The sequence below is a fragment of the Pantoea sp. GL120224-02 genome (assembly GCF_900215395.1).
Classification (GTDB): Bacteria; Pseudomonadota; Gammaproteobacteria; order Enterobacterales; family Enterobacteriaceae; genus Pantoea; species Pantoea communis.
On the sequence record NZ_OBEC01000009.1, the window covers coordinates 83034 to 101065 of the forward strand.

General features: G+C 53.9%; 15 protein-coding genes. 11 read left to right on the forward strand and 4 right to left on the reverse strand.

Translation table 11 applies throughout. From position 1 onward, the window contains the following. Positions 1 to 36: 36 nt before the first annotated feature. The 3 genes from CRO33_RS16975 to pspG all read left to right on the forward strand — a co-directional run bounded on the left by CRO33_RS16975 (position 37) and on the right by pspG (position 3101). Positions 37 to 1362, forward strand: coding sequence for an MFS transporter (locus CRO33_RS16975; protein WP_058960074.1), 1326 nt, complete (start codon positions 37 to 39; stop codon positions 1360 to 1362). Between the two features lie 91 nt (positions 1363 to 1453). After that, the gene (gene dusA / locus CRO33_RS16980) at positions 1454 to 2449 is read left to right on the forward strand and encodes a tRNA dihydrouridine(20/20a) synthase DusA (protein WP_097118945.1); all 996 of its coding nucleotides are present in this window, start codon (positions 1454 to 1456) and stop codon (positions 2447 to 2449) included. 385 nt (positions 2450 to 2834) lie between these two features. Continuing rightward, positions 2835 to 3101 carry an envelope stress response protein PspG gene (gene pspG, locus CRO33_RS16985; protein WP_097118946.1) on the forward strand — a complete coding sequence of 89 codons (267 nt, stop codon included), beginning with the start codon at positions 2835 to 2837 and terminating at the stop codon, positions 3099 to 3101. Positions 3102 to 3286: 185 nt separating this feature from the next. On the opposite strand, the gene CRO33_RS16990 is transcribed toward pspG, so the two are convergent. Continuing rightward, positions 3287 to 4270 (reverse strand): quinone oxidoreductase, encoded by a 984-nt coding sequence (locus CRO33_RS16990; protein ID WP_097118947.1) that lies wholly within the window; start codon positions 4268 to 4270, stop codon positions 3287 to 3289. Between the two features lie 73 nt (positions 4271 to 4343). Between CRO33_RS16990 and dnaB the strand changes: the two genes are divergently transcribed. The 5 genes from dnaB to CRO33_RS17015 all read left to right on the forward strand — a co-directional run bounded on the left by dnaB (position 4344) and on the right by CRO33_RS17015 (position 9002). After that, positions 4344 to 5750, forward strand: coding sequence for a replicative DNA helicase (gene dnaB, locus CRO33_RS16995; RefSeq protein ID WP_097118948.1), 1407 nt, complete (start codon positions 4344 to 4346; stop codon positions 5748 to 5750). A gap of 128 nt (positions 5751 to 5878) precedes the next feature. Next, positions 5879 to 6370, forward strand: a complete 492-nt coding sequence (locus CRO33_RS17000; protein ID WP_034826932.1) for an Lrp/AsnC family transcriptional regulator — start codon at positions 5879 to 5881, stop codon at positions 6368 to 6370. Positions 6371 to 6600: 230 nt separating this feature from the next. After that, positions 6601 to 7215, forward strand: coding sequence for a YitT family protein (locus CRO33_RS17005; RefSeq protein WP_097118949.1), 615 nt, complete (start codon positions 6601 to 6603; stop codon positions 7213 to 7215). Between the two features lie 48 nt (positions 7216 to 7263). After that, on the forward strand, positions 7264 to 8457 hold the full coding sequence (locus tag CRO33_RS17010; RefSeq protein WP_097119024.1) for an amino acid aminotransferase: 1194 nt from the start codon (positions 7264 to 7266) through the stop codon (positions 8455 to 8457). A 188-nt stretch (positions 8458 to 8645) separates the two neighbouring features. Further along, a complete protein-coding gene (locus CRO33_RS17015; protein WP_097118950.1) occupies positions 8646 to 9002 on the forward strand; it encodes an MmcQ/YjbR family DNA-binding protein in 357 nt (118 codons plus the stop codon). On the opposite strand, the gene CRO33_RS17020 is transcribed toward CRO33_RS17015, so the two are convergent. Together CRO33_RS17020 and uvrA are read right to left on the reverse strand one after the other, a co-directional pair. Continuing rightward, positions 9003 to 10067, reverse strand: a complete 1065-nt coding sequence (locus CRO33_RS17020; RefSeq protein ID WP_034826924.1) for an NAD(P)-dependent alcohol dehydrogenase — start codon at positions 10065 to 10067, stop codon at positions 9003 to 9005. It lies immediately after the preceding gene. Positions 10068 to 10357: 290 nt separating this feature from the next. Beyond that, entirely contained in the window at positions 10358 to 13189 is a 2832-nt protein-coding gene (gene uvrA / locus CRO33_RS17025) for an excinuclease ABC subunit UvrA (protein ID WP_097118951.1), read from the reverse strand. Positions 13190 to 13411: 222 nt separating this feature from the next. Here uvrA and ssb1 point away from each other — a divergent pair, with 222 nt between their 5' ends. From ssb1 to CRO33_RS17040, 3 genes are all read left to right on the forward strand, one after another. Beyond that, entirely contained in the window at positions 13412 to 13963 is a 552-nt protein-coding gene (gene ssb1, locus CRO33_RS17030; protein WP_034826920.1) for a single-stranded DNA-binding protein SSB1, read from the forward strand. Between the two features lie 114 nt (positions 13964 to 14077). Next, positions 14078 to 16174 carry a RecQ family ATP-dependent DNA helicase gene (locus CRO33_RS17035; protein WP_097118952.1) on the forward strand — a complete coding sequence of 699 codons (2097 nt, stop codon included), beginning with the start codon at positions 14078 to 14080 and terminating at the stop codon, positions 16172 to 16174. Beyond that, complete coding sequence (locus CRO33_RS17040; RefSeq protein WP_097118953.1) at positions 16174 to 17403, forward strand: DNA-processing protein DprA; 1230 nt, start codon at positions 16174 to 16176, stop codon at positions 17401 to 17403. Before CRO33_RS17035 ends, CRO33_RS17040 begins: the two co-directional genes overlap by 1 nt. Before the next feature lie 55 nt (positions 17404 to 17458). Here the strand turns inward: CRO33_RS17040 and CRO33_RS17045 are convergent, their stop codons facing one another. Next, positions 17459 to 17986, reverse strand: coding sequence for an isochorismatase family protein (locus CRO33_RS17045; RefSeq protein WP_097118954.1), 528 nt, complete (start codon positions 17984 to 17986; stop codon positions 17459 to 17461). Positions 17987 to 18032: the final 46 nt, after the last annotated feature.

Genomic DNA, 18032 nt, shown 5'->3' on the forward strand with positions numbered 1-18032 from the left:
TGCTGCCCGAAAAATACGATAATACCGGGGTAACACATGAACACGACTTCTGTACCTGCAAACACCCGCGACAATGCGGCGAAAGTCTCTTTCGCCTCAATGATTGGCTCAGCGGTGGAGAGCTATGATTTCTTTATCTACGGCACCGCCGCTGCAGCCTGGTTTGGTAAGATCTTTTTCCACACGCAAGAGCCTATCGTCGGCATTCTGGCGGCATTCGCCACTTTAGCGGTCGGCTTCCTGATGCGCCCGTTTGGCGGCTACCTCGCCGGCCATTTCGGCGATCGCTATGGCCGAAAAACCGTGCTGTTCTGGTCATTACTGGCCATGGGCGGTGCCACCGTATTGATCGGTGCGTTGCCAACCTATGAGCAGGCTGGCGTGCTGGCACCGATCTTGTTGATCTTATTACGCATGATCCAGGGGATCGGATTCGGCGCAGAGTGGGGCGGCGCGGTGTTAATGGCATTTGAGCATGCGCCCGTGAAAAAGCGCGGTTTCTATGGTGCAGTACCGCAACTCGGGATACCACTCGGCCTGCTGCTGGCGAATGGCTCTTTCCTGCTCTCTGCGGCACTGTTTGAAGGTGATTGGGTGTGGCGCATGCCGTTCCTGATCTCGTTTGTGATGGTGGCCATTGGCATCTTTATCCGAATGCAGGTCGCGGAATCGCCGGAATTCGAGAAAGCCAAAGCAGATAAGCAGATTGTGCAGCAGCCCGCGCTGGAAGTGATTCGTCGCGACTGGCGCACCATCGTCAAAATTATGGGGCTACGCCTGGCAGAGACGGGTGGCTACTACATCACGACCAGTTTTATGTTGTCCTATGTGGTGCTGGCGGAAATCACAGATACGCGCCATGTGTTATGGGGCACGTTGATTGGTTCAGCGCTGGGGCTCGGCAGCCATCTGCTGTATGGCGCGCTAAGTGATAAGGTGGGACGTCGCCCAATATTCCTGATTGGCGCCATCTTCACCATTCTGTTTGGCATTCCTATGTTTATGCTGATCAACACCGGTGCAGTGATGATGGTGATTGTCGCTGTCGCTATGTCTCTGCTCTTTAGCCATGACCCGATTTTTGCGGTGGAGTCGAGTTGGTTCTCCGAGCAGTTTCCGGCTAACGTCCGCTCCTCGGGTATTTCATTGGGCTACAACGGCGCGTCCGTAGTGGCGGGGCTGTTACCGTTCATCGCAACAGGCGTGTACGGCATGGTCGGCTGGATCGGACCGGCGGTGATGTTCTCGTTACTGGGTGTCATTTCAACCTGGGTCGCCTTCAACACACGGGAAACCGCGCCGGTGAAAGTGGGCGAGCCCTCTCTGCCAGCCTCATCAACCTCAACAGCCCCGACGGTGTGAGTGAAATAACGGGCGGCTGTGTCGCCCGTTATTGCTGTGGTATCATTGCGCAGTTTCTCGTCACTCACTAACTCCGGATTTACTGCGTTTCATGACCGATACTTTCTCTTCGCAACGTTTTTCTATCGCTCCGATGCTGGACTGGACCGATCGCCACTGCCGTTATTTTCACCGTAAGCTGAGCGGCGATACGCTGCTGTATACCGAAATGGTGACCACGGGCGCCATTATTCACGGCAAAGGCGATTATCTGGCTTACAGCGAAGAGGAGCATCCGCTGGCGCTGCAGTTGGGCGGCAGCGATCCGGCAGCCCTGGCGCAATGTGCGAAGCTGGCGGAAGCGCGCGGTTACGACGAGATTAACCTTAACGTCGGTTGCCCATCCGATCGCGTGCAGAATGGGCGCTTTGGTGCCTGTCTGATGGCTGACGCCGCGCTGGTCGCAGATTGCATTAAAGCGATGCGCGATGTGGTCAGTATTCCGGTGACGGTGAAAACCCGTATCGGAATTGATGAGCAGGACAGCTACGCATTTCTGTGTGATTTCATTGGTACGGTGGCCAATAAGGGCAACTGCGATACCTTTATTATCCATGCGCGTAAGGCATGGCTTTCTGGTTTAAGCCCGAAAGAGAACCGTGAGATTCCGCCGCTGGATTATCCGCGTGTCTATCAGCTGAAGCGTGATTTTCCGGCGCTGACCATGGCGATTAACGGCGGCATCAAGACGCTGGAAGAGGCGAAAACGCATTTGCAACATATGGATGGTGTGATGATGGGCCGTGAAGCGTATCAGAACCCCGGCATCCTGGCGCAAGTGGATAGTGAACTGTTCGGCCGCGATACGCCGTCTGTCGATCCGGTCGCGGTGGTGCGTGCGATGTACCCTTACATCGAAGCGGAGCTGAGCAAAGGCACCTATCTGGGGCACGTTACACGCCATATGCTGGGCCTGTTCCAGGGCATTCCTGGTGCGCGCCAGTGGCGTCGTCATTTAAGTGAAAATGCCCATAAGCCGGGTGCCGATGTACGGGTGCTGGAAGCGGCACTGGCGCTGGTCGCGGATAAGATTCCACAGGAAGCCTGATTGTAGGTGAGTCGCGGTGGGCCGGTGTGCCCGGCCATAAAAGGGCAGTCCGAACGCCAGGGAAAGCACACCTCTGTGCCGATCTGCCGCGCGAACATTCGCCCCATTTTTGGGAAACGGCCCGATGCTGCGCATGGCCGAAAACGCTCTCAGCCTATTTGTCTCTGGCGCGGAAGCTTTGCTTTTCTGACGGGCCATTTCTGTCCCTTCAGAGAAGCATCGCTGCCGTTAATACGGTTTAAAATGCACCAATAATTAGTGAATTTCATCACTGCTGAAATACCTCTTCTGAATATAACATCTTATTTTTCAATGTATTAACCGTATGCTTATATTGGCACGTATCTTGTAATGCACTCTGTGTTACTTACACAGGAGAGCCTTCGTGGAAATTTTATTTGTTATCGGCTTTTTTCTGATGCTGTTGCTGACTGGCGTTTCACTGCTGGGCGTTATCGCTGCATTGGTTGTTGCCACCGTTGTGATGTTCCTCGGCGGGTTATTCGCGATTGTTATCAAGTTGTTGCCGTGGCTGGTGTTGGCGGTGGTAGCCGTGTGGCTTTATCGCGCCTTTACGACACCGAGCGGTGAAGTGAAATTAAACAGACTGAAAAGAAAAATCAGTAAGTTAGAGCGGCGTGGTTGGCGCTAAATGCGGGAGCGATCACAGAGTCGATAATTGCTTAGTACGAATCTGCAATTAAACATATTTTTTACTTATGTTTTCTGTCAGGATGCGTAAAGTAATTCAAAACGAATTCATCGCCGCTGACCCTACACCAGCGCGAACTATAAAAAGAAAGAAAAAAGGGCTTCCTTCGGGAAGCCCTTAACTTTTTAGGGAATCAGCAAGCTGGAACCTTGCGTGGCGCGGCTCTCAAGAACCTGATGCGCGCGCACCGCATCGCTCAAGGCAAATTTCTGCTCTTCTGGTACCTTCAGCTGAATCGCACGACTGGCAATTAACGAGAACAACTCGTTGCTGGCATTATCCAGTTCCTGACGATTGGTAATGTAACCAAACAGCGAAGGGCGTGTGACAAACAGCGAACCTTTCTTGTTCAGAATCCCAAGATCAACGCCGGTGACTGGGCCCGAGGCATTACCAAAACTCACCATTAAGCCATGACGACGCAGGCTATCGAGAGAAGGCTCCCATGTGTCTTTCCCCACCGAGTCATACACCACCGCGACCTTTTCACCGTCAGTCAATTCACTGACGCGCTGAGCGATATTCTCCTCGCGATAGTTAATGGTCGCCCAGGCACCGGCATTTTTTGCAATCTGCGCTTTTTCGGCGGAGCCCACGGTACCAATCAGATGCGCGCCCAGCGCTTTAGCCCACTGACAGGCAATCAGTCCCACGCCGCCCGCTGCGGCATGGAACAGGAAGATTTCATCGGCTTTCACTTTGTAGGTCTGACGCAGCAAATACTGCACGGTTAAGCCTTTCAAAAACGAGGCAGCACCTTGTTCAAAGCTAATGCTCTCCGGCAGGATCACCAGACGATCTTCCGCCACGTTATGCACTTCGCTATAGGCACCCAGCGCAGCCTGACAATAGACCACGCGATCGCCGGGCTTAAAGCGCGTCACGCCTGAGCCAACGCGTTTCACCACGCCAGCGGCTTCAGTGCCCAGCCCGGACGGGAAAGCTGTCACCGGATAGAGCCCGCTGCGCACATAGGTGTCGATATAGTTGATGCCAATTGCCTTGTTTTCGACCTGAACCTCATGTTCGGCGGGATCGGCCAGCTCAAAATCGACCCATTGCAGTACCTCCGGGCCACCGTGTTGGTTGAACTGAATACGCTTTGCCATTCTGACTCCTGTGATTGTTCATCCTGGGACGGTATACTTGCGCGTCCCTTTCACGATCGGTAATGCATTCACTATGGCAGGAAATAAACCCACCAACAAATCCAACGAACCCCGCGATCGTCAGCTGGAAGGCGTGAAAATGCCGCCGCACTCTATTGAAGCGGAGCAGTCGGTGCTCGGTGGGTTGATGCTGGATAACGAACGCTGGGATAACGTCTCCGAGCGCGTGGTGGCGGATGATTTCTTCAACCGTTCGCACCGCATGATCTTCTCTGAGATGCAGCGTCTGCTGGAAATGGGCCAGCCGATTGACCTTATTACGCTCTCTGAATCGCTGGAAACACTGGGCGAGCTGGAGATGGCCGGTGGCTTTGCTTATCTTGCAGAGTTGGCGAAAAACACGCCAAGTGCAGCGAATATCGGCGCTTATGCGGATATCGTGCGTGAACGTGCCGTTGTGCGCCAAATGATCTCGGTCGCGAACCAAATTGCTGATGCCGGTTACGATCCGCAGGGGCGTAGCAGCGAAGAATTACTTGATTTCGCAGAATCCAACGTCTTTAAGATTGCTGAACAGCGCGCCAATAAAGCAGAAGGCCCGCAGAACATTGAGCAAATTCTGGAAGCCACGGTATCGCGTATTGAAGCGCTGGTGTCGACCCCGCACGATGGTGTCACCGGAGTGGATACCGGCTATCAGGATCTCAACAAAAAGACTGCCGGTTTGCAGGGTTCAGATTTGATCATCGTGGCGGCGCGTCCGTCGATGGGTAAAACCACTTTCGCCATGAACCTGTGCGAAAACGCCGCGATGCTACAAGACAAACCGGTGCTGATTTTCAGTCTGGAGATGCCCAGCGAACAGCTAATGATGCGTATGCTGGCGTCATTGTCGCGCGTGGACCAGACGCGCATTCGTACCGGCCAGCTGGAAGACGAAGATTGGGCGCGCATCTCTGCCACCATGGGCATCCTGCTTGAGAAGAAGAACATGTTTATCGATGATTCTTCTGGTCTGACACCCACGGAAGTGCGTTCGCGCGCGCGCCGCGTGTTTCGTGAGAATGGCGGTTTAAGCCTGATCATGATCGACTACCTGCAGTTGATGCGCGTGCCGGCGCTATCGGACAACCGTACGCTGGAGATCGCAGAGATCTCGCGCTCGCTCAAGGCTTTGGCGAAAGAGCTGAATGTTCCGGTGGTGGCGTTGTCGCAGCTTAACCGCTCACTGGAGCAGCGCGCCGATAAACGTCCGGTGAACTCGGATCTGCGTGAATCGGGTTCGATCGAGCAGGATGCTGACTTGATTATGTTCATCTATCGCGATGAGGTGTATCACGAAAACAGCGATCTTAAAGGGATCGCCGAGATCATCCTCGGTAAGCAGCGTAACGGCCCTATCGGCACAGTACGATTGACCTTCAATGGCCAGTGGTCGCGTTTTGATAACTACGCAGGGCCGTCTTACGACGACGAATAATCCTTTCCAACGAGATGCATGCACGATTTGTGCATGCATTTCACGTCATCAGAAAATAGTGTTGGACAACCTTGGCTTTAATCAGGTTATCTGTACCAAAGCGCACCCTATAACGCTGTGGAAGCAGAATGACTCAGGTAGACGATTACGACCTTAAGATATTGACACTATTACAATCTAACGGCCGCCTTACCAATCAGGAACTCAGTGATTTAGTCGGTCTTTCGGCGTCTCAATGTTCACGCCGGCGCATCAATCTCGAACAGGCAAACCTCATCCTCGGCTATCACGCACGGCTCTCGCCGGACGCGGTGGGTCTTGGCATGGTGGGCTTGATTGAAGTGCGTTTAAAGAATCACACGCCAGATTATGAAGAGAGTTTCCATCGCATGGTAGCAGAGGAGGATGCGATTGTTGATGCCTTTAAAACCACCGGTGATGCTGATTATCTGCTGAAAGTGGCCGTGGCTGATTTAGCCTCGCTGAGTGCGTTGATCAGTCAGCTGGTGGCCGGCCATCAGAGTGTGGCCCATGTGAAAACCTCCGTGGTGTTGAGCCGTTTAAAAGAGAACGGCTTGATGATTATCCCCGAGCACAAAACGCGCCAAAAAAGTGCATGATGTGCTAATCTGGTGCAATTAACGCACATTGAATGCAAACAACGCGCACCAGAAAACAGATTTGTGCATGAATCAACGATTGAAGCTTGGGTTGATGCACAAAAACCTGCAATAAAAGCGCCTTAGATATCAATTGGATAATCGCTGGTACCCCATAGGTGGCGACTTAGCGCCGCCTATGTGGTGCGTTTTTTGCATTTGAACCGCATCATTTGCACTGAGATTACTCCATGGATAACGTTGTTCAACCCACTAAAATTCCTCATTCACGTATTGAAGATGCGCTGGCGATAGTGCTCGGCACGTTAATGGTTTCCTTTGGCGTGATGATGCTGAAACAGGCGGGCGCGCTGACTGGCAGCACTGCAGGTATCGCGTTCTTAATCAGCTATCTGACGCACCTCTCTTTTGGTAGCGCATTTTTCCTGATTAACCTGCCGTTTTACTGGCTGGCAGTGCGCCGCATGGGCTGGGAATTCACGATTAAAACGTTCTGCGCGGTGGGGCTGGTTTCACTGTTCACACACTTGCATCCGATGTTCATCCATTTTTCTGCGCTAAATCCGTTTTATGCGACATTGTTCGGTAACGTGGTGATGGGGATTGGGTTTATAGTGTTGTTTCGTCACAAAGCCAGTCTCGGCGGTATCAATATTTTGGCACTCTGGCTGCAGGACCACATCGGTCTGCGCGCCGGCAAACTGCAAATGGCGGTAGATACCTGCGTGGTACTCGCTTCGCTTTTCGTGGTGTCGCTACCGATACTTTTGGCCTCAATTGCGGGCGCGGTGATCCTCAATCTCATCATCGCTATGAATCATCGTCCCGGCCGCTACATGGTTTGATGACGCCTCTTTACCGACTATTTATGACCAATCATGGAGATCTGCACCGTGTTTCAAAACGTTGATGCTTATGCTGGCGATCCAATTCTGTCGCTGATGGAAACCTTCAAACAGGACCCACGCGACAATAAAGTGAATCTGAGCATTGGTCTCTATTACAACGAGGCGGGCATCATTCCTCAGTTGCAAGCCGTGGCTGCCGCAGAAGAACGCCTGCAGGCGCAGCCGCATCAGGCGTCACTTTACCTGCCGATGGAAGGCCTGGGCCCATACCGTAATGCGATTGCACCGCTGCTGTTTGGCAAAGAACACCCGATGCTGAAGGCCGGCCGCATTGCTTCCATCCAGACGTTGGGTGGCTCCGGTGCACTGAAAGTAGGGGCGGATTTCCTCAAGCGTTACTTCCCGAACTCAAATGTTTGGGTGAGCGATCCGACCTGGGAAAACCACATCGCAATTTTCAACGGTGCCGGTTTCGACGCACAGACTTATCCGTGGTACGACGAAGAGACCAACGGCGTGAAGTTTGATGCGTTTATTGCCAAGCTGAAAACGCTGCCGAAGCAATCTATCGTGCTGTTGCACCCATGCTGCCACAACCCGACGGGTGCGGATCTGACGAACGCACAGTGGGATGAAACCACCGAAGTATTGAAAGCGCAGGAACTGATTCCGTTCCTCGATATCGCTTATCAGGGCTTTGGTGCCGGTATGGAGCAGGATGCTTACGCGATTCGCGCGATTGCGGCTGCAGGCTTGCCAGCACTGGTCAGCAACTCATTCTCGAAAATCTTCTCGCTGTACGGCGAGCGCGTTGGCGGCCTGTCCATCGTGTGCGAGAGCGCAGAAGAATCTGCACGCGTGCTGGGTCAGCTGAAAGCCACCGTGCGTCGCAACTACTCCAGCCCGCCAAACTTTGGTGCGCAGGTAGTTTCTTGCGTACTGAACGATGAAGCACTGTTGAACAACTGGCTGGCCGAGGTGGAAGCTATGCGCCTGCGCATCATCGAAATGCGCCAGACGCTGGTCAACGTATTAAGCACCAAACTGCCAGGCAAAAACTTCGATTACCTGCTGAAGCAGCGCGGCATGTTCAGTTACACCGGTTTAAGCGCGCAGCAGGTTGATCGCCTGCGTGATGAGTTCGGCGTGTATCTGATCGCCAGCGGCCGCATGTGTGTGGCTGGCCTTAACAGCCGCAACGTTAACCAGGTGGCTGAGGCCTTTGCTGCCGTGATGTAACGCACTTCACCGCATGAGGAAACCGCCATGCCTTAGGGCTGGCGGTTTTTTTATGCGCGTTATCTGGTGCCACCGCCTTTACCTTTGGCTGAGTTGCTGCACACTTAAACGGTGTAATGACGTCTGTATCGAAACCGATGGCAGGCGTCATCGGGCCTCAAATCGGCCTCTACCAAGGAGAAAACAGCATGAACATTTCGGACCTCCTCACCTACTGCATGAGTAAGCCGGGTGCGGAGCAGAGCTATAAAAATGAATGGGATGCCACACAGGTAAAAAGCGAAGGCATACTGTTTGCCATGGTGCATGAGGTGAAAGGGCGTCCGGCGCTGTCGTTGAAAACCTCGCCTGCGCTGGCCGATTTATTGCGCGAAGAGCACAGTGATGTGTTTCCGAGTGAGCATTTAAATAAGTCGCACTGGAGTACGCTGTGGCTGGATGGCTCGCTGAAGGATTCGCAGATTTATTATCTGGTGGAAGCTTCCTGGCAACAGGCTGACGCCACGCGTGCGGCGGGCGTCAGCCATGATGAAGACGCGCGCTAATTAAGCTGCTGACTCTTCACGCAGGGTGTTGATATCAATCACGAAGCGGTATTTCACGTCGCTTTTCAGCATACGTTCGTAGGCTTCGTTAATCTGGTTCATGGCGATCAGCTCGATATCTGAAGTGATACCGTGCTTGCCGCAGAAATCCAGCATCTCCTGTGTCTCAGCGATACCACCGATCAGTGAACCGGCAATGCTGCGACGTTTGAAGATCAGATTAAAGACCTGTGGAGCCGGATGATCGTGCTCTGGCGCGCCCACCAGCGTCATGTTGCCATCGCGTTTCAGCAGGGCAATAAACGGGTTGAGATCGTGCTGAGCAGCCACGGTGTTGAGGATGAAATCGAAGCTGTTGTTGTGCTGCGCCATTTGATCAGCATCTTTCGAAATCACCACTTCATCAGCACCCAGGCGCTTACCGTCTTCAATCTTCGATGGTGAGGTGGTGAACAGCACCACATGCGCGCCCATCGCATGCGCGATTTTCACGCCCATATGGCCGAGGCCGCCCAGACCGACGATGCCCACTTTCTTACCTGGACCGACGTTCCAGTGACGCAGCGGTGAGTAGGTGGTGATACCGGCACACAGCAGCGGGGCAACGCCTGCCAGCTCAAGGTTTTCCGGCACGCGCAGCACAAAGCTTTCATCAACCACCATGCTGGTGGAGTAACCGCCGTAGGTGATGGCGCCGGTTTCGCGATCTTCACCGTTATAGGTGCCAACAAAACCGTTTTCGCAATACTGCTCCAGTCCTTCCTGGCAGCTTGGACAGCTGCGGCAGGAGTCAACCATACAGCCGACACCGACCAGATCGCCCACTTTGTATTTGTGAGTGTGGCCGCCAACGGCGGTAACGCGTCCAACGATCTCATGGCCTGGCACCACCGGGAAGATGGTGTTTTTCCATTCGTTGCGCGCCTGATGCAGGTCAGAGTGGCAAACGCCACAGTACAACACTTCAATCTGCACATCATGAGCGCGCAGCTCGCGCGGCTTATAGTCGAACGGGGCGAGTTTAGTTTTCGCGTCCTGTGCGGCATAGGCATGCGTAATATTCATGGTGTCTCCAATCGGGTGTGTCGTGAGTGTTTTGCGGGATCCCGTTCAGCGAGCTGAAGGGACAAAGGCGTAACGAGCTACGCCAAAAAGGAACTGTGTAAGGATAGTCAGCAGGATGAGATGCGTATATGCCTGAAGTTGTCTGATTCTTGCCTGTTTCTGCATTTTGCTGCGGAATCTGACAGCGAGGTACCAGGCCCGACTGACTGCAATATTCAGCGAGTAAACTAGAGAGTGCGGCGTCTGTGGATTGAAAGAAATAAGAAGGCCCGCACTGCGGGCCTTCAATTTTACTTCTTCTTCAACATCGGCTTAAGGAAGCGAGCGGTGTGGGATTTTTCACACTCCGCCACGGTTTCTGGCGTGCCAGAAATCAGGATTTCGCCGCCGCCGCTACCACCTTCTGGGCCGAGATCGACAATCCAGTCAGCGGTTTTGATCACGTCGAGGTTGTGTTCAATCACCACAATGGTATTGCCCTGATCGCGCAGCTGATGCAGCACTTCCAGCAACTGCTGAATATCAGCAAAGTGCAGACCCGTGGTTGGCTCATCAAGGATATAAAGCGTCTGCCCGGTACCGCGTTTCGACAGCTCACGCGCCAGTTTCACACGCTGCGCTTCACCGCCTGACAGCGTGGTTGCAGACTGACCGAGGCGAATGTAGGACAAGCCCACGTCGATCAGCGTTTGCAGTTTACGCGCCAGCGCAGGGACGGCATCAAAGAACTCACGCGCTTCTTCGATAGTCATATCCAGCACTTCGTGAATGCCTTTGCCTTTGTATTTAATCTCCAGCGTTTCGCGGTTATAGCGTTTGCCTTTGCACTGATCGCACGGCACATACACATCCGGCAGGAAGTGCATTTCGACCTTGATCACGCCATCGCCCTGGCAGGCTTCGCAACGTCCACCGCGCACGTTAAAGCTGAAGCGTCCTGGATTGTAGCCACGGGAACGTGCTTCAGGTACACCGGCAAACAGCTCACGCACCGGGGTGAAAATGCCGGTGTAAGTAGCAGGGTTCGAGCGCGGCGTACGGCCAATAGGGCTCTGGTCAATGTCGATGACTTTATCGAAATGCTCAAGACCGGCGATCTCGCGATACGGCGCCACTTCCGTGGTGGTCGCGCCGTTCAGCTGACGCTGCGCAATCGGGAACAACGTATCGTTAATCAGCGTGGATTTACCGGAACCGGATACACCGGTGATACAGGTAAACAGACCCACCGGAATCGTCAATGTGACGTCTTTAAGGTTGTTGCCGCGCGCACCGGTAAGTTTCAGCACTTTTGCCGGATCGCCTTTCACGCGTTGTTGCGGAATGGCGATTTCGCGCTTGCCACTCAGATACTGACCGGTCAGCGAAGCTTCGTTAGCCATAATGGCATTCACGTCACCCTCAGCCACCACCTGACCGCCGTGCACACCCGCGCCAGGACCGATATCAATCACGTGGTCAGCGGCGCGAATCGCATCTTCATCGTGCTCGACCACAATCACGGTGTTGCCGAGATCGCGCAGGTGAATCAGCGTACCAAGCAGACGTTCGTTATCGCGCTGATGCAGACCAATTGAGGGCTCATCCAGCACATACATCACGCCCACCAAACCCGCACCGATTTGACTTGCCAGACGAATACGCTGCGCTTCGCCGCCAGAGAGGGTTTCTGCGGAACGCGACATCGACAGATAATTCAAACCGACATTAACGAGGAAGCTCAGGCGATCGCCGATCTCTTTCAGGATTTTTTCGGCGATCTGCGCACGCTGCCCGCTCAGTTTCAGATTGCGGAAGAAGTCGGTGGCATGGCCAATACTCATCTCAGAGATGGTCGGCAGGTTGGTATTCTCAATAAATACATGGCGTGCTTCACGGCGCAGGCGTGTGCCTTCGCAGCTGGTGCAGGAGCGGTTGCTGATGAATTTCGCCAACTCTTCACGCACCGCATTGGATTCCGTCTCTTTATAACGGCGTTCCATGTTGTGCAGCACACCTTCAAACGGATGACGACGTACCGAAGTGTCGCCCCGATCGTTGATGTATTTAAATTCGATACTCTCTTTGCCGGAACCGTACAGAATCACTTCACGCGCTTTGTCGCTCAGGCTGTTAAAAGGCGCTTCGACATCGAAATCCAGATGCTCTGCCAGCGAGCGCAACATCTGGAAGTAATAGAAGTTGCGGCGATCCCAGCCACGAATTGCACCGCCAGCCAGTGACAGTTCAGGGTTCTGCACCACACGATCGGGATCGAAATACTGCTGCACGCCGAGCCCATCACACGTTGGGCAGGCACCAGCCGGGTTGTTGAACGAGAACAGGCGCGGTTCCAGTTCACTCATGCTGTAGCCACAAATAGGGCAGGCAAAGTTAGCCGAGAACAGCAGCTCTTCGGCATCGCTGTCATCCATGTCGGCGACGATGGCGGTGCCACCACTCAGTGCCAACGTGGTTTCAAAGGATTCGGCTAAGCGCGTTGCCAGGTCATCGCGCACGCGGAAGCGGTCCACCACGACTTCGATGGTGTGTTTCTTCTGCAGTTCCAGCTTTGGCGGATCGGAGAGATCACAGACTTCGCCATCGATACGGGCGCGGATGTAGCCTTGCGCCGCGAGGTTTTCCAGCGTTTTGGTGTGTTCGCCTTTGCGATCTTTCACCACGGGTGCCAGCAGCATCAGACGACGGCCTTCTTCCTGCGCCATCACCTGATCCACCATCTGGCTCACGGTCTGTGCTGCCAGCGGAACATCGTGATCCGGGCAGCGCGGCTCACCCACACGGGCAAACAGCAGACGCAGATAGTCATGGATTTCGGTAATGGTCCCGACCGTCGAGCGCGGGTTATGCGATGTGGATTTCTGCTCAATAGAGATAGCGGGCGAGAGACCTTCAATATGGTCCACGTCCGGTTTCTCCATTAATGAAAGAAACTGGCGCGCATAGGCCGAGAGCGATTCAACATAGCGACGCTGACCTTCGGCATACAACGTATCAAACGCCAGCGAAGATTTACCGGAACCCGACAGACCGGTGACCACAATCAGCTTATCGCGAGGGATGATCAGGTTGATATTCTTCAAATTATGGGTGCGAGCACCGCGGACTTCGATCTTATCCATTCACCTTTCCCGGATTGAACAACACTCGCCATGCCTTGCCAGCATGACCAGCAGAAACGCGTTAGTATGGCACAAAAAATAAACTGAATAAATATCCAGTGTTTTTGCTATTCTGTGTGCCAAATAAAAATTGCGAGCCTGCTCTGAAGTGGGCACCGTCATTGTGACGTGATACAATTTTTGGCTTAGACTTTTAGCATCAACTCATCGGGAGACAGCAACATGGCCAGTCGTGGCGTAAACAAAGTGATTCTTGTCGGGAATCTGGGTCAGGATCCGGAAGTGCGCTACATGCCAAATGGTGGCGCGGTAGCCAACATTACGCTGGCCACGTCGGAAAGCTGGCGCGACAAGCAAACCGGTGAAAACAAAGAGATCACTGAATGGCACCGCGTTGTGCTGTTCGGCAAACTGGCTGAAGTGGCGGGTGAATACCTGCGTAAAGGCTCTCAGGTTTACATCGAAGGCCAGCTGCGTACCCGTAAATGGCAGGATCAGAGCGGTCAGGAAAAATACACCACCGAAGTGGTTGTTAACGTTGGCGGCACCATGCAGATGCTGGGTGGACGTCAGCAGGGCGCGAACGCAGGCGGCGCACCGATGGGCGGCCAGGGCGGCGGCAATAACAACGGTTGGGGCCAGCCACAGCAACCTCAGCAGCAGCCTCAGGGCGGCAACCAGTTCAGCGGCGGCGCACAACAGCGTCCGCAGCAGCAGAGCGCACCGGCGAACAACGAACCGCCAATGGACTTTGACGACGACATCCCGTTCTGAGTCAACGCTCACGCATAACTACTCGCTAAGGCCTCGTTTTACGGGGCTTTTTTGTATCTGGCTCTCAGGTTTCTCAATCAAAAGAAGGGACGCATTTCCCATCAAGGAGTGATAATGAAACAGCATCAGGCAGAAGTGTTATTAAAAACCGCACTGGCGGATGAGCAGGCTCAGTTTCGTCGAGGGCAGTGGGAAGCGATTGATGCTTTGGTCAATCATCGACAGAAATTATTGGTGGTGCAGCGCACGGGTTGGGGTAAAAGCTCCGTCTATTTTATCAGCGCCAAAATTTTTCGCGATCGCGGTATGGGTCCGACCATCATTGTTTCACCGCTACTGGCGCTGATGCGTAACCAAATTGAGTCGGCTCGTCGACTGGGTATTGTTGCTGAAACCCTCAATTCTTCGAACAGCAGTGCCTGGTCTTCAGTGACACAACGGATGCTGGACAATCAGGTCGATTGTTTACTCATCTCTCCAGAACGTCTCGCCAATGATCAATTCATCGAAACCGTACTGCAGCCGATTGCCAACCGTATCGCGCTCATGGTGATTGACGAGGCGCACTGTATCTCCGATTGGGGGCACGATTTCCGTCCTGATTATCGGCGCATTGTCAGCATCTTGCGGCAACTACCGGCGAATACGCCAGTGCTCGGCACCACCGCTACCGCCAATAATCGTGTCGTTGCAGATATACAGCAACAGATGGGCGACATCGTGATTCAGCGCGGTGAGCTGATTCGTAAAAGTCTGGCGCTGCAAACGCTCATTTTGCCGAATCAGGCCTCTCGCCTTGCCTGGCTGGCGCAGGTCATTCCCTCTCTTCCGGGAACCGGTATCGTCTATACGCTCACCGTGCGGGATGCCGAGCAGGTTGCGGCCTGGTTACGCACGCAGCACATTGATGCGCGCGCCTATCATGGCAGCGTTGAGGCCGCTGGTTTCGACAGCAGCAACGACTATCGTCAACACCTTGAGACCTTGCTGCTAACTAACCAATTGAAAGTTTTGGTGGCGACCACCGCACTGGGAATGGGATATGACAAACCTGATTTGAGCTTCGTGCTGCACTATCAGGCACCCGCTTCCATTGTTGCTTACTACCAACAGGTAGGGCGTGCAGGACGTGGCATCGACCATGCGGTTGGCGTGCTGATGTCAGGCGGTGAAGATCGCGATATTCACCAGTTTTTCCGGCAGTCTGCTTTTCCAGCAGAAACTCAGGTATATGATATTTTGCAACTGCTGGAGGAGAGTGATGGGTTGTCGATTCGTGATATCGAACAGCAGACCAATCTGCGCCAGGGGCAAATTGAAAAAGTGCTGAAATTGCTCAGCGTTGAGAATCCTGCTCCGGTGATTAAGGTCAAATCCCAATGGCGGAGAACGCCGGTCGCTTATCTGCTGGATCGCGAACGTATCGTGCATCTGACGCAACAGCGCGAGCAAGAGTGGCAGGAGGTGCAGCGTTATATCTCACAGCGCAGTTGCCTGATGACGTTTCTGCGATTATCACTGGATGACACAGACCCCGTATCCTGTGGCAAATGTGCCAGCTGCCTCGGTCGACCTTTGATTGACCCGCAGGTGGATGCGACACTGGCTCATCAGGCAGCGACCTTTCTTCAGCGCGCCGAAACGGTGATTTTGCCCAAAATTCAGGTGGCTGCTCAGGCATTTGAAGAGTACGGTTTTCGCGGCAATTTACCTGCCGCTCTGCGTGCGCAGGAAGGTCGGGTGCTTTCGCGCTGGGGAGATGCCGGATGGGGATCTCGCGTAGTGGCCGAGAAAGCAGCCGGTCATTTCAGTGATGAACTGGTTGCTGCCATAGTGGAAATGATTGAACAGCGCTGGCAGCCAGCACCTGCTCCACGGTGGGTTTGCTGCGTACCGTCGTTGCGTCAGCCTCAATTGGTAGCGGATTTTGCCCGCCGATTGGCACAGCGACTCGGCATACCCTTTGTCGATGCACTGCAGAAAGTGAAAGATAACCCTCAGCAACGTCTGCAGAATAATCGCTTCCATCAATGTCGTAATCTGGATGGCGCATTTGCCACCAGCGCTGACCTGCCTGCCACTGCCGTGTTACTGGTAGACGATATTGTCGATTCAGGCTGGACGATGGCAGTGACTGCAGCCCTGCTTCAGCAAGCGGGTAGCGGCATTGTCTATCCACTGGCGCTGGCAACCTCAACGGTGAAAGAGTGATGAATTTATCTCCTGTTGCACAGGCAACGCTTTTGTTAACCAGCGACTTCTCGCGCCAGAGTGAGGATGAGGTGAAGCCGCTAGGTAATGCTGAATGGGGGCGATTCGCCCTGTGGCTGAAACAACAATCTGCAACACCCGCCGATCTGCTCGGCTCTGGTGCTGATGTCATGCTAGCCAGCTGGGTTGATTCTCATATCACGCGCGAGCGTATTGAAGCGCTACTGAGCCGTGGACATAGCCTGGCGTTAGCGATTGAACGCTGGCAGCGTGCGGGGTTGTGGGTGTTAACACGTTCTGACGCTGAATATCCAAGGCTGCTAAAGCAACAGCTGCGCACTGACGCGCCGCCGGTGCTATTCGGCTGTGGTGATATCACTCTGTTAAATCACCCAGGCCTTGCGGTGGTTGGGTCAAGAAATGCCAGCGAGCGGGATTTAACGTTCAGTCGTCAGGTTGCGGCAAGAATTGTCTCTGCGAATATAAATCTGATTTCGGGTGGTGCACGAGGCATTGATGAAGCCGCGATGCTGGGCGCTTTGCAACATAACGGAGCCGTCATTGGTGTTCTCAGTGATAGTCTGCTCACCGCTGCGACCAGCGCCAAATGGCGTAAAGGTCTCATGGCAGGAAAGTTATTGCTGCTTTCGCCTTTCTATCCGGAAGCAGGCTTTACTGTGGGTCACGCGATGGCGCGCAATCGATATGTTTATTGCCTGGCGAAGAGTGCGTTGGTCGTACACGCGGGTCACAAGGGCGGTACGCTGGCTGGTGCGGAAGAGAATCTGCGCAAGAAATGGGTACCGTTGTGGGTTAAGCCGACCGACGATGTACAGGCCAGCAACGCCCAACTGGTCACACAGGGTGGGCAATGGTGCGCTGCTCACCCCGATGACATTGATGTTGCGCAATGGATGACGACTCATCGTCATCAGCCTTACCAGCAGGATGATCTATTGAGCGGCGCATGGCACACGATGCCCGACAAGATCGCGGATGCTAATGTGGCTCAGGAACCAGAAGGAATCTGGCATCCATCCGATTTTTACCTGATTTTTCAGGCGCAATTGCCTGCACTGGCCGCCTATCCGGTCACGATTGAAGATCTGGGCTTGCGAACCGGTCTGCATCAGATTCAGCTGACTGAATGGTTGCAGCGTGCGGAGCATGAGGGGCTGATTGAACAGCTGGCAGGATCAAACCGTTATCAATGGAAGCGTAAAATCTAGCTGCTGAATGCCGCCCATAATGGAAGCCGGACAATTCTGCCCGGCAAAGTGACTGCTAATGCGGCCGCCACTCCCGCAAAATTACCTCAGTATCACGCACTAACACCGGGTTGCCCGGCAGAATCAAATCCGCCCAGATTTCATTGTGCTGATTGATCTGCTGTTGTGCGGAAACGTAAGTCCGGTCAGCGGTGGTATGCGCATCGGCGGCAACGGTGATGTGATAGCCCAGGCTGGCACCCACTTTGATGGTGGTATCCACGCAGTAATCGGTCGCGCAGCCGCAAATCACAAAGCTCTCAATGCCATGTTGATCAAGCTGAGCCGCCAGGTCGGTTTGCCAAAAACTGTCACAGGCGGTCTTGTTAACGTAGATCGCGTTGGCTGGCTGATCCAATTCCGGCACGATCTGCCAACCTTCGCTGTTTACTTCGAGGCCTGGCTCAACGTGCTGAATGAAAATCACCTGATCGGCCGCTGCCGTCAGTTGATTGATGCGCTGACAACGTCCGTCACGATCAAAACGTGGCGAAGCCAGCACGCCGTTTTGCATATCCACTACCACGACAACCCGATTAGCCATCACTGCCTCCTTTATATAGAGGATGACAGTATCGCGATTGTTACGC